The following is a 13,591-nucleotide window of genomic DNA, read 5'->3' on the forward strand; positions in this document are numbered from 1 at the left end:
GGCCCGCATCGTCCTTGACCATGTCCATCACGAGAGCTTCATCGAATGCTGACTGTTCACTATCTCGAAAAATCCCGCGCGCACCGCATTCTCTGGCTGTTGGAGGAACTCGGGCTCGAATATCGCGTCGAGACCTATGAGCGCGGCGCTGATTATCGGGCGCCGGAGTCGCTCAAACGCGTTCATCCGCTAGGCAAGTCTCCGGTGATCGAAGATGACGGCCAGGTCGTCGCCGAAAGCGGAGCCATCCTGGAATATCTTCTGGCGAGGCATGGAGAAGGACGGCTGAGGCCGGCGATCGGCTCGGCGGAATGGGTCCGCTATCTCTATTGGCTGCATGCAGCCGAGGGTTCTGCCATGCCGCCTTTGGTGATGCGGCTGGTCTTCGCATCCATTCCCCAACGCGTGCCGTTTTTCATTCGGCCGGTGGCGAAGATGATATCCGTCGGCGCGATCAAGAGTTTCATCGATCCGCAATTGCGGACGCAGATCGCCTATTGGAGCGGCGAACTCGCGCAGGGCGGCTGGTTCGCGGGCCAGGACTTCACCGCTGCCGACATCGCCATGAGCTACCCGGTCGAGGCGGCTCTGTCGCGTTTGCCGGAGGCGAAGAATAATGGGCGGCTCGTCGCCTTTTCCGAGGCGATCAAGGCGCGTCCTGCCTATCGCCGCGCCGAGGACAGGGTCGGGGCGCCGCCGGCATCCCATCCTGAGCTCTTTCAGCCTCGGTCGCCGAAGCGGTCTCGGACTTCCGCCGCATAGGTGCGGCTGACCGGGATTTCCGAGCCGTCGGCCAATTCGAGCGTCAGCCGATTGGGGCCGCGCGAAAGCCGGCGGACGACATCGTCGGCCACCCAATGCGAGCGGTGCACCTGCAGCCCCGGCGTCGCGCCGGCTTCCCTGATGGCGTCGGAGAAGCGAAGCAGGATCAGTTCACGGCCGCGGCTGGTCACCACATCCGTGTAATGATCCTGCACCGAGAGCCGGAGCAGTTTTCCGCGCGTTTCCGGCTTCAGGCGCGCGAGCAGCGGCGGCGGCTCACGCGTTTCACCCAGGGAGGGTGCGGAGACCGATGTCGGTTCCGGCGTCGAGCCTGCGGATTCGACAGCGAAGGGCGCCTGCGGCTCATCTCGACCGGTGGTGAGATAGACCAGCACGCAGAACAGTATACAGAGCGGCAGCGACACCGCCGCCTGCCGGATGAATTCGTCGAACGTCGCCGGATCGCCCATCAGGCCGGATTGCAGGATCACGATCCAGCCGCCGATCGGCATGGCCGCAAGCAGCGAACCGATCATCATGCGCGCGAGCTTGTTGCGCAGGAGCGGCGTGAGCCCCCTGTCGGCTGCGACGGCCGAGACAGTGGCGATGGTGAAGGCCGCGCCATGCAACAGAAGCCAGAAGGCCAACCGCTTGATCGGCCCCATGGCCGCCAGAGTGCCGAAAGGACCGGTGATCCAGAACACGAGAACGACGACGCCGACCGTCAGCCAATAGCGGGGCGACGTCAGCGTGGCCTGCAGTTCACGAAGCGCGGATTGCGGCTCGCTTTCACTCACGAAGTTTTCTCCAGCTTCACGCAGTTCTGCTTCTCGTTCCGACTTCTTCTGCCGAAGAACAGGGTGAATTTCAATCGAGGTCCTGTCCATGACGCTAGAACCGCTTCTCGCCGCACCCCTTGCCGTGCAGATCCATGTCGCCACCGTGTTGCCCGCCGCCGTGATCGGGGCGTTCCTGCTGCTGTGGAGGGGCAAGGGCACGCCGACGCATCGCTTTCTCGGCAAAACTTGGGTCGTGCTGATGATCGCCTCGTCCCTGTCGAGCCTGTTCATCCATGAATTGAATGTCTGGCGCGGTTTCAGCCCGATTCATATCCTGTCGCTGGTCACGATCCTCGGCTGCCTCTACGCCGTCCGCGCCGCCATGCGCGGCGATATCCGGGCGCATAGGAGAACGATGACGCAGATCTATGTCGGCGGCATACTGATCGCGGGCGGCTTCACATTGGCGCCTTACCGCATCATGAACCGTGTCGTCATCGAGGGCAGCACGGCATGGCAACTCGTTCTCCTGACCAGTCTCGTCTTCGGACCTTGGCTCGTCCTTCATTGGGCGCAACGGCGGACGCGGCGGGCGCGGCCCGCCTGAGGAAGGGCCGGGAACCGATTGATCGCTCGGGCATTCCATCCGAGGTTCCGCGGAATAATTGCTTGGGGTGCAGCATGGAATGGAAAGGCCGTCGTCAAAGCGACAATGTCGAGGATCATCGCGGCGACAGCGGCGGATTGGGTCACGATCCGTTCGGCGGGCGACGGGGATCAACATTCCGATCGGACGAGGCGGCTCAATCGGCTCGATCGTATTCTTCATCGTCGTCATCCTGATCCTGCAATTCATGGGCGTCGATGTCGGCCAGTTGCTCGGCGGCGGCTCGAGCCAGACGTCCAGCTCGAGCTATAGCGACAGCCAGAACGCGCAACCCGGCGCCAATGACGAGATGAAGGCTTTCGTCGGCACGGTGCTGGCCGAGACCGAAGACGCCTGGAACGGTATTTTCGCCGCGGCCGGCCGGCAGTATGCCGAGCCCAGGCTGGTGCTCTATTCCGGAACATTCCCTTCGGCCTGCGGCACGGCGAGCTCGGCGACCGGGCCGTTCTATTGTCCGCCGGACCAGAAAGTCTATCTCGACACCGATTTCTTCCGGGAAATGTCGCAGAAGTTCGGCGCGTCGGGTGACTTCGCCCAGGCTTACGTCATTGCCCACGAGGTCGGCCATCATGTGCAGAACCTGATCGGCGTGCTGCCGAAATTCAACCGCGCCCGCGAGTCGATGAGCGAGACCGAAGCCAACGCCCATGTCGGTGCGGGTCGAGCTGCAGGCGGATTGTTTCGCCGGGATCTGGGCGAAATTCACCGACCAACGCGGTTTGCTGGAAGCCGGCGACATCGACGAGGCGCTCAACGCCGCCCATCAGATCGGCGACGACGCCTTGCAGAAGAAGTCGCAGGGTTATGTCGTGCCCGACAGCTTCACCCACGGGACATCCGCGCAGCGGGCCAAATGGTTCCGCCGTGGCTTCGACAGCGGCAAGATGAGCGCCTGTGACACCTTTTCGGGCGGGATCTGAGCCCGACGGAAAAATTGTGACGGCCGCCGCGAGACGTCTGGCAGGGGGCAGGAGGCGACCGTCACGTCCGGAGGGAGAGCTCCCCGGACAAGTCATTTTTCAGAGGTCGAAATAAGAGGCCTTGAAGGCGATGGCGTCGTCGAAGTGGAGCGTGAAGTCGCTCTTCTTGTCGCCGTTCACATCGACATGGACGTCCGTGCCCGTCTTGGATTTCACACTGCGCAATTCCCCGGCGTCGCCCGAGAATGCGGCGGTTCCGATGAAATCGAAGGCCTGGTTTTTGCCGTCGTCGCGTCCGCGTCGAGGCTGTAAAGATCGATGCGGTCGCCGCCGGAGCCCGAAAAATCGGTGATCGTATCGACGGCGGAGCCGCGTGAATCGGCCAGCGATTTGAAGACGAAATCGTCGGCGCCGGCACCTCCGGCGAGAGTATCGGCTCCCTTGCCGCCATTCAGGCTGTCTTTGCCGGCATTGCCGTCCAATCGATCGGCGCCTGCGCCGCCCGAAAGCGTGTCGTTGCCGCCGCCGCCGATCAGCCTGTCCTTGCCGCTCATTCCCGACAGCGTGTCGGCTCTGTTGCCGCCCTGATAGCTGTCGGCCCCCGCGCCGCCGGTGAAATCGACGGACTGGGTTTTCAGATAAGCGAGAAAGTCGGAGGCGTCGCCGGTCATGAGGCCGTAGAGGATGTCGTTGACGGCGTCGCCGTCGGCGGCGTCGAGGCCGATTCTTGAAAGCCAGATCGGTGGTCCCGAGCTTCATCTTGGTGGAGGTCGTGCCATAGCCGGCGGTGACGCCGTTCAGTTCGGAACCGAACGCGATCGTGTCCAGCCGACCCGTCACGTCATGGGTGGACAGGCTGTAGCTGAGATTGCCGGTGGCCTTCATCGCCGCGCCGCCGGTGAAGACCGAGCCCTCCCTGGTTTCGGCCAGACCATATTCCGAGGCGCTGTTCAGATTGGTGTAGAAATAGCCGAAGTTCATGGCCTGGAGATCGAACATCGCCGGCAGGTCTGAAAAATAGCCGCTCGGTCCGACATTCAGATTGACGCCGGCGGATGAGCCGACCGTGATGGCGATCGCCATGATCTCGTCTCCTGTTCAGGGTTGATTGGCGGCGAGGGGGCCCCCGCCGCCGCAGTGGGGTCAAAGGTCGAAATGGCCCGCCTTCATGGTCATGGCGTCATCCAGGTGAAGGATGAAGTCGACCCTGCCGTCGCCGTTGCGGTCGGCTTCGATGATCGTGTCGCCCTTGATCTTCTCGGAGCGCAACTCGCCGGCGTGTTTGGAGAAGTCGTCATTGCCGATGAAGGAGAAGGCCTGGTTGCCGTTCTTCCTTGTGTTGGCGTCCACGGAAGAGAGGTCGATCGTATCGGCGGCGGCAAAGTCGTAGATCGTGTCATAGGTCTTGCCGGCCGAGTCCGAGGCGGTTGAGAAGACGAAGACATCGGCGCCCTTGCCGCCGGTGAGCTTGTCCGCGCCCGCGCCGCCCGCCAGCCGGTCGTCGCCGTCGCCGCCATGCAGCGTGTCGTTGCCGGCGGCGCCGGTGAGCGAGTCGTCGCCTGCCGCGCCCCGCAGGAGATCGGCTCCCGCTCCGCCGACCAGTTTGTCATTGCCCGTCTGGCCATAGAGCGTGTCGTTGCCCGCTCCGCCGAAGAGCGCGTCATTGCCCGCGCCGCCTTTGAAGGTGTCGTCGCCGCCATTGCCCTTGGCTGTGTCGCCGAACATCGTGCCGGTATAGGCGTCGGCGCCCGAGGAGCCGAGGAAGGTCTGGGCGTAGGAGGCGAGCAGCGCCTCGACATAAGCGAATTCCGCCGGCGTCGCCTCGTCGGGGCCGTGCATGAAGGCGGAGGCGACCAGATTGACCTCGCCGGAGAGGCGGTTGTCCGGCGTCGTGCCGCTTTCGAGGTCGAGGCCGCTGATCGTCAGTTCCGCCTTGTTCACGCCGTCGGTGGTCGAGCCCGAGCCGAAGACGAGGTCGGTGATGGAGCCGGCCACCACATGCACGTCCTCGCCTGTTTCCGGGTCGTTCCAGACATAGGCGAGCGAACCCTTCATGGAGAGAATGGTTTGCCCATTGCTGTAGAGGAATTCAGAGGAAGGATTGCTCGTGCTCCAGCCGGTGCCGGACGGAGAAAAATTGGGCAGCCAGTAATCGAGTTTCGACCAGTAGTCGTCGAGATAGGTGTTCCAGTTGACGCCGCCATTCTTGCCGGCGGCCAGCGTGTTGGCGTCGATGGTGATCTTGCCGCGCGCCGCGTCGCCCGTTTCGGCGGCGTCGAGAACCTGGATCTCGAAACTCTTCTGCTGGGTCTCGCCTGCGGCATTCTCGACTTCGATGGTGACGGAATGGCTGTCCTGCTTCTCGTCGTCGAGCGCCTTGTTGGTGACGAGATAATAGCGGGTCTCGCCATCGACCATGCGGGTCTTGAGCGAGAAGGCGCCATTGGCGTCGTCGGTGAGTTCGGCGCTAACCGGCACGAAGGAATCGTCGAACTTCATCACATAGCCGAGTTCCTGGCCCTTCTTCGCCGCTTCGGTGACGGAGAGACGGTCGTAGCCGGTCGGCGACGAACTGAGCTTGAAATAGTCCTCTTCGGCGGTGACGCCGATCGTTTCGGTGGCCGAAGCGCCATTGCCGTCGGTTGCGGTCACCACGAGATCGTAGACGCCGCCCGAGCTTTCGTGATCCAGCGCCGCCTTGAGCACGACGCTGACCGTGCCGTCATCATTCTCGACCAGGCTGAATTTATCGTCATTGTCGCCCTTTCCGGTTTCCAGCGACCAGGTGATCGCGTCGCCCTCGGCGTCGGTGGCCGAAAGCGTGCCGACCACGAAGCCGACTCGGGCGGATTCCTTCAGCGTGGCGTTGGAAATGGAGATGTCGGTGGGGGCGGCGTTCCGGGCGACGTCGATCGTGAATGTCTGCTCGACATCGTTTTCGCCGTCCGACACGTTGACGACGATGTCGTAGGATGTCGCATCCGACTCTTCCAGGCTGCCGTTGAGCGCCACGGAGGTCACGCCATTGGTCGTCACCAGTTTGAACAAGCCATTGGCGTCGTCTGCGAGCGTATAGGTCAGCGTATCGCCCTCGGCGTCGGTTGCCGAGAGGGCGCCGATGATCGTGTCGACAGCGGCCGCCTCATCGACGCCGGAGGCGGAAAGGGCAATGTCTTCAGGCGCTTCATCGACGGTGACGGCGTAGAGGAGCTGTTCGCTAACCGAGAAGTCGGGACTGAAGGCGTCAAATCCCATTTGCACGACGTCTTCCGCCGACAGGTCATAATCTTCTCCGACGACCAGGGTAATGGTCTCGGAAGCGCCTCCATTGAGAAATACCCCGCCCACGCTGGCAATCTCTTCCGACGTGTATGTCACCCCATTGTAGATAATGCTGAAATTGTTGGAGATGCTCTGACCGGCAATTCCACTTCCTGAACCGGCGCCAATGCCGCCCACCCCGAGTTCGCTCGCAATCGTCACGGAAAATGTCGCGCCCGCCTTGAGCAACTCCCCCACACGAGATCATCTTCGATCGTGATTGTAAAATTTTCGCTTGAGATTACGCTGGCCATGGAAGTGGTCCACTTTGCTTTCAATGATTGCGAGGAACAGCAGGGCGCTGGAAGGACGACGCCCTGCCAAAAAGTTCTGGGATTATGCGAAATCGAAATTCGCCGACGTCAGCGCGCCGACGCCGGTCGCGGCGACGGCGAAATCGGCCGCAGCGTCGCCATCGGTGTCGGCGTAGAACTTGCCAGCCGCGCCGTCGTACCACAGGCTGTCGGCGGCGGCGGTGGAGCCGCTATAGCCGCCGCTCAGGCCGAGCGCGCTGACATCCAGCACATCGACGCCGCCGAAGCCGGAGGCGCTGAAGCTGGTGATCGTGTCGAAGGCGCTGACGGTGCTGTCGGAGGCTGCGGCGAAGACGAAGGTGTCATTGCCCGCGCCGCCAGACAGCACATCCGCGCCGCCGCCGCCGGCCAGGATGTCGGCTCCGCCGGCGCCGTTCAGCGTGTCGCCCTGGCTGCCGCCCTGATAGGCGTCGGCGCCCGCGCCGCCGTTGAAGGTGACAGCATGAGTGGAAAGCCAATTTTCCAATCCGCTTTCATCGCCGTTCATCAGGCCGTAAAGCACGTTGTTGACGTCGGCGCCGGTCATGTTGAGATTGGACAGCGTCACATCGGTGGATGCGAGCGAGGCGTTGGTGGACGTGTAGCCGGTTCCAGCGGCGGTGACGCCATTCAGGCCCGTGCCGAAGCTGAGTTGATCCACCGTGCCCGAAAGCGCGCCGCGGCTATAGTTGAAATTGCCGTTGACGATCCAGGCGGAGCCATCGTCATAGACGCCGTCCGCGTCGTTGTCGGCCGTGGCGATCACATATTCCGTCGCGCCGATATAGGATCCGGCGGAGGACGCCACGTTGAAATAGCCATACTGGCCGGTGGCTGGATTAAAGCCGTCGCCGACCGTATCGAGATAGTTGCTAGCGCCATAGTTGAGGTTCACGCCGGACGTGGTGTTCACTGTCGCAGTGGCCATTGTCATATCTCCTGGGTGGTTTCAGATTGATCGGCCTACGGCTCCGCGCGCAGCCGACAGAATTGGGGCGGCTGCGTCCGTTGGGACAATCTGTCTTCAAGTCCGGCAAGGCGTTGTGTCGAAAGCATAAAATATCTCCGTTCGCGCCGGATGCCCGAAAGGGCGTCGGCGCGGCGACGCGCTTGCGCGCGCGAGACGCCGCGGCGCGAAGCATGGATTGCAATGTGACGGATAGGTTCGCTGGCGGAAAACGTCGCGTTCGCTTTTCAAGAAGCGTCGGACAGTCGCGATGGCTGGCTCAACCTCTGGGCGTTTAATAAACTAACATGACTTTTGGAGTCAACATAAAAATCAAACGATGATTGCGTCTGGTTGGCATTGCGCGCTCGCCGATTTGATGCAACTGCAAAAAGATCGGTTGAAAATCGAAATATGTTCTGTCTATGTTCCTTTCGCCGCAAACAGACGGCGCCGGAGGCCGCATGCTCGACGAAAAGAAGGCCCGACTCGGGCTTTGGCTGGTGTTCTTCATCCTGCTGATGGACATGATGGGCATCGCGCTGATCATGCCGGTGATGCCGGCTTTCCTGAAGGAGCTGACCGGCGCCGACGCCAGCCATGCGGTGCTCGAGGGCAGCTGGCTGTTCATCGCCTATTCCGGCATGCAATTCCTGTTCGGCGCGTTCATCGGCAATCTCAGCGATCGCTTCGGCCGGCGGCCGGTGCTGCTCGCCTCGGTTTTCACCTTCGCGCTCGACAATCTCATCTGCGCTTTGGCCGGCAGCTACGGCATGTTGTTCATCGGGCGCATTCTCGCCGGCATCTCCGGCGCCAGCTACGCCACGGCTTCGGCCTATATCGCCGATATCTCGACGGACGAGAACCGCTCGCGCAATTTCGGTCTGGTCGGCATTTCCTTCGGCGTCGGCTTCACGCTCGGTCCCGTCATCGGCGGCTTCCTCGGCGAATTCGGCCCGCGCGTGCCGTTCTACGCCGCAGCCGGAATCGCCTTTCTCAACTTCGCCATCGCGCTCTTCGCGCTGCCGGAAACCTTGCCGGCGTCGATGCGGCGGCCCTTCGATCTCAAGCGCGCCAATCCGCTCGGCGGCCTGCTGCAGATGCGCAACTACAAGGGCATCGGCTGGATCGCCACGGTAATGGTGCTGTTCTGGCTCGCTCACGTGGTCTACCCGATCGCCTGGCCCTTCGTTGCAGATTATCGTTATGGCTGGAGCCAGGGCATGATCGGCCTGTCGCTCGGCGCCTTCGGGGTGATGAGCGCGCTGGTGATGGGGCTGGCCTTGCCGCGCATCGTCAAGCGCTATGGCGATTGGCGCGCCGGCGTCATCGGCCTGTTCTTCTGCATGGCCGGGTTTTCGGCTACGCCTTCGCCTGGGAAGGCTGGATGGTGTTCGTGATCATCTTCCTCTGCTGCCTGGAAAGCATCACCGATCCGGTGCTGCGGTCGATCTCGGCGGCCGGCGTGCATCCGTCTCTGCAGGGTGAATTGCAGGGGACGCTGACCAGCCTGTCGAGCGTCACCTCGATCATCGGGCCATACATCTTCTCCAGCCTGTTCAGCGCCTTCACCGGTCCTGCCGCCCCGATCGAATTTCCCGGCGCGCCTTACGCCGTGGCGGGATTGATGTGCGTGGCGGGGCTGGTCGTCTTCATCCTCTATGTGCGTCCGCCGGAAACGGGAGGCTCCGAGACCGCTCCGACGCTTCACGCGCATTGAGGGCAATCATTCATTTTCGTGACGCATCGGCTGCGCGACTGGCCTGCCGGACCATTTTCCGTTAGCTAGCGACGCGTCAAGGAGATGATCATGGAACAGGCGATCCAACGCGGGCCGCAGACGGATTTCGGCAACAACAGCTGGCTCGGCCATATCCGCGCCACGGTGATGCTCGGCGTGCCGCTGGTCGGCGCCCAGCTCGCCCAGCTCGGCATTCACGTGACCGACGTCTTCGTCATCGGGCGCCTCGGCACCGAAGAACTCGCGGCGATCGTTCTGGCGGGGCAGTTCTACTTCACGCTTTTCATCTTCGGCACCGGCTTCTCCGTCGCGGTCGTGCCGCTCGCGGCACAGGCTTTCGCCCGCGGCGACGGCGTGGCGCTGCGCCGCTCGGTGCGCATGGGTCTGTGGACCGCCATCGCCTATGGCGTGGTGGTGGTGCCGGCGATCCTGCATGCGGAGACGGCGCTGATCTGGGCGGGGCAGAATCTGCATATCGCCAAACTGGCCGGCGATTATCTGCTGGTGGCTGGATGGGGCGTGCTGCCGGCGCTGTTCTTCATGGTGCTGCGCTCTTTCCTGAGCGCGGTCGGCCATGCCGGAATCATTCTCTACGTCACCATTGTCATTCTGATCTTCAACGCCTTCTTCGCCTATGGTCTGGTGCTCGGCCATTTCGGCCTGCCGGCGCTGGGCATGTTCGGGGCGTCGGCGGTGGCGCTGTCGGCCAATATCCTCGGCCTGATCCTCACCATCGCCTATATCCAATGGCGGCCCGATCTGCGCGCTTATGAATTGTTCGTCCGCTTCTGGCGGCCGGACTGGCGCATGCTGTGGGAGGTCTTCCATCTCGGGCTGCCGATCAGCTTCACCATCCTCGCCGAAGTCAGTCTGTTCACCGGCGCGTCGCTCTTGATGGGCTGGATCGGCACGGTCGAACTCGCCGCGCATGGAATTGCGCTGCAATGGGCGTCGGTCGCCTTCATGATCCCGCTCGGCCTGTCGCAGGCGGCCACCGTGCGCGTCGGCCTGGCGGTCGGCGCGGGCGATCATCTGGCGCTGACGCGGGCCTCCTGGGTGGTGGTCGGCCTGTCGGCGGTGTTCGCGGCGGTCGGCGGACTGTTGTTCTTCTTCTTTCCGCGCGAGCTCGCCTCGCTCTATCTCGACGCCGGAAAGCCCGAAGCCGCAGCGGTTCTCGCTTACGCGACCAGTCTCGTCGTGATCGCCGGCCTGTTCCAGATGGCCGATGGCCTGCAGGCGATCGCGGCCGGCTTGCTTCGCGGGGTCAAGGACACCCGGGCGCCGATGTGGCTGGCCTTGATCTCCTACTGGCCGATCGGCTTTCTCTTGGCTTACGTGCTGGCGTTTCCGGCGGGCATGGGCGGCGTCGGCGTCTGGATCGGCTTTCTGGTCGGCCTCGTCGCGGCCTCCATCCTGCTGCTCGGTCGCTACGCAATGATGGTGAGACGGATGTCACGCGCCGTCTGACGCCCGAGGTCAATGAAACGAAAGCGCCGCGCCGGGATGAACCGACGCGGCGTTTTTCATTCGATACCGAAATTCGCCTCAGCGTTCGGCGAGCGCCGGTTCACCCTTCTTCTCATGAATGAGATTGACGAAGCGGCGGAAGAGATAGTGGCTGTCCTGCGGGCCGGGCGAGGCTTCCGGGTGATGCTGCACCGAGAAGACCGGCTTGCCCTTGATGCGCAGGCCGCAATTGGTGCCGTCGAACAGCGACACATGCGTTTCCTCCACATTTTCCGGCAGCGACTTGGCGTCGACGGCGAAGCCATGGTTCATCGAGACGATCTCGACCTTGCCGGTGGTGTGATCCTTGACCGGATGGTTGGCGCCGTGGTGGCCCTGATGCATCTTCTCGGTCTTGCCGCCGACGGCGAGGCCGAGCATCTGGTGTCCCAGGCAGATGCCGAACATCGGAATACCGGTGTCGATGAGGTCGCGGATGACGGGCACGGCATATTCGCCGGTGGCGGCCGGGTCGCCCGGGCCGTTGGACAGGAATACACCGTCAGGCTTCTGAGCCAACACGTCTTCGGCGGTGGCCGTGGCCGGCAGGACCGTCACCTTGCAGTCGAGGCCGGCGAAGAGGCGAAGAATGTTGCGCTTGACGCCGAAATCGAGGCAGACGACGTGATGCTGGGCGGCGTCGAGTTCGGAATAGCCTTCGTTCCAGACCCAGGGCTTTTCCGACCATTGCGAGGATTGGCCGGAGGTGGCCTCCTTGGCGAGGTCGAGGCCTTCGAGGCCGCTCCAGGCGCGGGCTTCGGCCTTCAAAGCCTCGATGTCGAACTCTCCGTTGGGATCATGGGCGATCACGGCGTTCGGCGCGCCATGCTCGCGGATCCAGGCGGTCAGCGCGCGGGTGTCGATACCGGCCATGCCGACGACGCCGCGGGCCTTCAGCCAGGCGTCGAGATGCTTGGCGGAGCGGTAGTTCGAGGGATCGGTGATGTCGGCCTTGAAGATGACGCCGACTGCGCCGCGCCGCGCCGCCGGCGTCAGGTCTTCGATGTCTTCGTCATTGGCGCCGATATTGCCGATATGCGGGAAGGTGAAGGTGACGATCTGGCCGAGATAGGAGGGGTCGGTCAGGATCTCCTGGTAGCCGGTCAGCGCCGTATTGAAGCAGACTTCCGCCTGGGTTCGGCCCGTTGCGCCGATCCCCTTGCCTTCGATGACGGTGCCATCGGCAAGAACGAGAAGGGCGGTGGGTTTTTCGGTGGTCCAGCCAGGCGTGCTCATGGTGCTCCGTTCCGGCAGGCGGGCCTGCCTCGTGCTCGCAGAAAAAGGCGCACGGTTTGATCCCCGTGTTGCCGCGCTTTCCCCTTGTCATGGTGTTTGGCGGAAAATAGTGAGGAGGGCCATTGCGGTCAATGCTTGCGCCGGTTTTCCCGTCAAATATTTAGTCAGTTATTTCAACAGGATGAGCCCTCGCGTTGCTTTTTGTGCCTCAAGGCGTCATAAGCGGCTTCAATTGTTAAGGAGAATCCGCCATGCGCGAAAAACTGATGGCCGCCCTCAAAGAGGCGATGAAGAGCAAGGAAACCACGCGCGTCAACACGATCCGCATGGTGCAATCGGCGATCAAGGATCTCGAAATCGCCAACCGCACGAAGCCGGACGCGACGGTGACCGACGGCGACATCGCCCAGCTTCTCTCCAAGCTCGTCAAGCAGCGCGAGGAATCCGCCAAGGTCTATGACGAAGGCGGCCGCCCCGAACTCGCCGCCAAGGAGCGCGAGGAAATCGCCATCATCACCGGCTTCATGCCCAAGCAGCTCTCCGACGACGAGGTGACCGAGGCCATCAAGGCGGCGATCGCGGAAACCGGCGCGGCCAGCATCAAGGACATGGGCAAGGTCATGGCTTTGCTGAAAGAACGCTTCCCCGGCCAGATGGACTTCGCCAAGGCTTCGGGGCAGATCAAGGCGCAGCTGGGGTAACTCCGATGCGGCGAGGCGGGCTCAGCCCGCCTTGTCCTCGTCCTTCTTGAGTTGCTCCTGCATGAAATGGCGCAACACGGCGTTGATGCGGCCTTGGTAGCCCTTGCCGCCCTTTTTGAAGTAAGTAATCACATCATTGTCCAAGCGGATCGAGATGGCGGCCTTCTTGACCGGATAAACGATCGTCGCCTTGGACCAGTCGACATCCATGAACTCTGCCCAATCGGGATCGGTGCGCATGGCTTCGGTGATTTCTTCATCGGTCAAGGCATCGACGCGCGCCCAGTCGGTGCGGCTCTTCTCGCGCGCGCGCGCTTCGCTCTCAACTCTTCAATTGTAACTCTCGTAATATTTTCTTCGCTCATTTGCTCGCGCCAGCCGCACTGATATTATCCGGATCATTTTGCCGCGCATGACATATACAACGGCGATTAGTCTGTTGTTTTGAGGGCAGATAGCAACCGTTCTGCTCTCGCCGTTGCGCACTAACTGGTATTCGTGGCGTCGCTCCGCCATGGCGAAGACTGCGTCCTCGAAATCAATGCCATGCTTTTTAATGTTTGCGACACGTTTGTCTTCGTCCCAATCGAACTCGGTGAATTCTGTGATTTCAACGATCATGGCGACGACATTCCATTTTGGGCTAGCCGCACATCGTCATGACAAATGTATATACAGTGTCAAAATTGTCAATGGATGTGAATTGCGGGCGCCGCGCT

The 13,591-nt window shown here is 62.4% G+C and carries 12 protein-coding genes and 2 pseudogenes; 7 read left to right on the plus strand and 7 right to left on the minus strand.

Features of this window, described 5'->3' with window-relative positions; genetic code table 11:
* Positions 1-45: 45 nt before the first annotated feature.
* The gene (locus H2O14_RS18740; RefSeq protein ID WP_182828846.1) at positions 46-762 is read left to right on the plus strand and encodes a glutathione S-transferase; all 717 of its coding nucleotides are present in this window, start codon (positions 46-48) and stop codon (positions 760-762) included.
* Here H2O14_RS18740 and H2O14_RS18745 read toward each other — a convergent pair.
* On the minus strand, positions 720-1,559 hold the full coding sequence (locus H2O14_RS18745) for a LytTR family DNA-binding domain-containing protein (protein ID WP_312858626.1): 840 nt from the start codon (positions 1,557-1,559) through the stop codon (positions 720-722). The two genes, H2O14_RS18740 and H2O14_RS18745, sit on opposite strands and share 43 nt — an antisense overlap.
* A gap of 88 nt (positions 1,560-1,647) precedes the next feature.
* Between H2O14_RS18745 and H2O14_RS18750 the strand changes: the two genes are divergently transcribed.
* Both H2O14_RS18750 and H2O14_RS18755 read left to right on the plus strand, forming a co-directional pair.
* On the plus strand, positions 1,648-2,148 hold the full coding sequence (locus tag H2O14_RS18750; protein ID WP_182828848.1) for a DUF2306 domain-containing protein: 501 nt from the start codon (positions 1,648-1,650) through the stop codon (positions 2,146-2,148).
* Positions 2,149-2,222: 74 nt separating this feature from the next.
* Positions 2,223-3,128: pseudogene (locus tag H2O14_RS18755) on the plus strand (neutral zinc metallopeptidase).
* 212 nt (positions 3,129-3,340) lie between these two features.
* Here H2O14_RS18755 and H2O14_RS18760 read toward each other — a convergent pair.
* Positions 3,341-3,799 carry a calcium-binding protein gene (locus H2O14_RS18760; protein WP_182828849.1) on the minus strand — a complete coding sequence of 153 codons (459 nt, stop codon included), beginning with the start codon at positions 3,797-3,799 and terminating at the stop codon, positions 3,341-3,343.
* A gap of 13 nt (positions 3,800-3,812) precedes the next feature.
* Between H2O14_RS18760 and H2O14_RS18765 the strand changes: the two genes are divergently transcribed.
* Complete coding sequence (locus tag H2O14_RS18765; RefSeq protein ID WP_182828850.1) at positions 3,813-4,142, plus strand: hypothetical protein; 330 nt, start codon at positions 3,813-3,815, stop codon at positions 4,140-4,142.
* Positions 4,143-4,271: 129 nt separating this feature from the next.
* Here the strand turns inward: H2O14_RS18765 and H2O14_RS18770 are convergent, their stop codons facing one another.
* Positions 4,272-6,647: a M10 family metallopeptidase C-terminal domain-containing protein gene (locus H2O14_RS18770; protein ID WP_182828851.1), complete on the minus strand. Its 2,376-nt coding sequence runs from the start codon at positions 6,645-6,647 to the stop codon at positions 4,272-4,274.
* A 138-nt stretch (positions 6,648-6,785) separates the two neighbouring features.
* On the minus strand, positions 6,786-7,670 hold the full coding sequence (locus H2O14_RS18775) for a calcium-binding protein (RefSeq protein ID WP_182828852.1): 885 nt from the start codon (positions 7,668-7,670) through the stop codon (positions 6,786-6,788).
* A gap of 482 nt (positions 7,671-8,152) precedes the next feature.
* Between H2O14_RS18775 and H2O14_RS18780 the strand changes: the two are divergent.
* Both H2O14_RS18780 and H2O14_RS18785 read left to right on the plus strand, forming a co-directional pair.
* Positions 8,153-9,408 (plus strand): annotated as a pseudogene (locus tag H2O14_RS18780) (TCR/Tet family MFS transporter).
* Between the two features lie 90 nt (positions 9,409-9,498).
* Positions 9,499-10,896: an MATE family efflux transporter gene (locus H2O14_RS18785; RefSeq protein WP_182828853.1), complete on the plus strand. Its 1,398-nt coding sequence runs from the start codon at positions 9,499-9,501 to the stop codon at positions 10,894-10,896.
* A gap of 78 nt (positions 10,897-10,974) precedes the next feature.
* On the opposite strand, the gene carA is transcribed toward H2O14_RS18785, so the two are convergent.
* Positions 10,975-12,171 carry a glutamine-hydrolyzing carbamoyl-phosphate synthase small subunit gene (gene carA / locus H2O14_RS18790; RefSeq protein WP_182828854.1) on the minus strand — a complete coding sequence of 399 codons (1,197 nt, stop codon included), beginning with the start codon at positions 12,169-12,171 and terminating at the stop codon, positions 10,975-10,977.
* A 251-nt stretch (positions 12,172-12,422) separates the two neighbouring features.
* On the opposite strand from carA, the gene H2O14_RS18795 reads away from it, so the two are divergent.
* Positions 12,423-12,872, plus strand: coding sequence for a GatB/YqeY domain-containing protein (locus H2O14_RS18795; protein WP_182828855.1), 450 nt, complete (start codon positions 12,423-12,425; stop codon positions 12,870-12,872).
* A gap of 21 nt (positions 12,873-12,893) precedes the next feature.
* Here the strand turns inward: H2O14_RS18795 and H2O14_RS18800 are convergent, their stop codons facing one another.
* Both H2O14_RS18800 and H2O14_RS18805 read right to left on the minus strand, forming a co-directional pair.
* Positions 12,894-13,139 carry a BrnA antitoxin family protein gene (locus tag H2O14_RS18800; RefSeq protein ID WP_246697443.1) on the minus strand — a complete coding sequence of 82 codons (246 nt, stop codon included), beginning with the start codon at positions 13,137-13,139 and terminating at the stop codon, positions 12,894-12,896.
* Between the two features lie 63 nt (positions 13,140-13,202).
* The gene (locus H2O14_RS18805) at positions 13,203-13,493 is read right to left on the minus strand and encodes a BrnT family toxin (RefSeq protein ID WP_182828856.1); all 291 of its coding nucleotides are present in this window, start codon (positions 13,491-13,493) and stop codon (positions 13,203-13,205) included.
* Positions 13,494-13,591 lie beyond the last annotated feature (98 nt).

This window comes from Rhizobium sp. G21 (genome assembly GCF_014158035.1).
Taxonomy (GTDB): domain Bacteria; phylum Pseudomonadota; class Alphaproteobacteria; order Rhizobiales; family Rhizobiaceae; genus Rhizobium_E.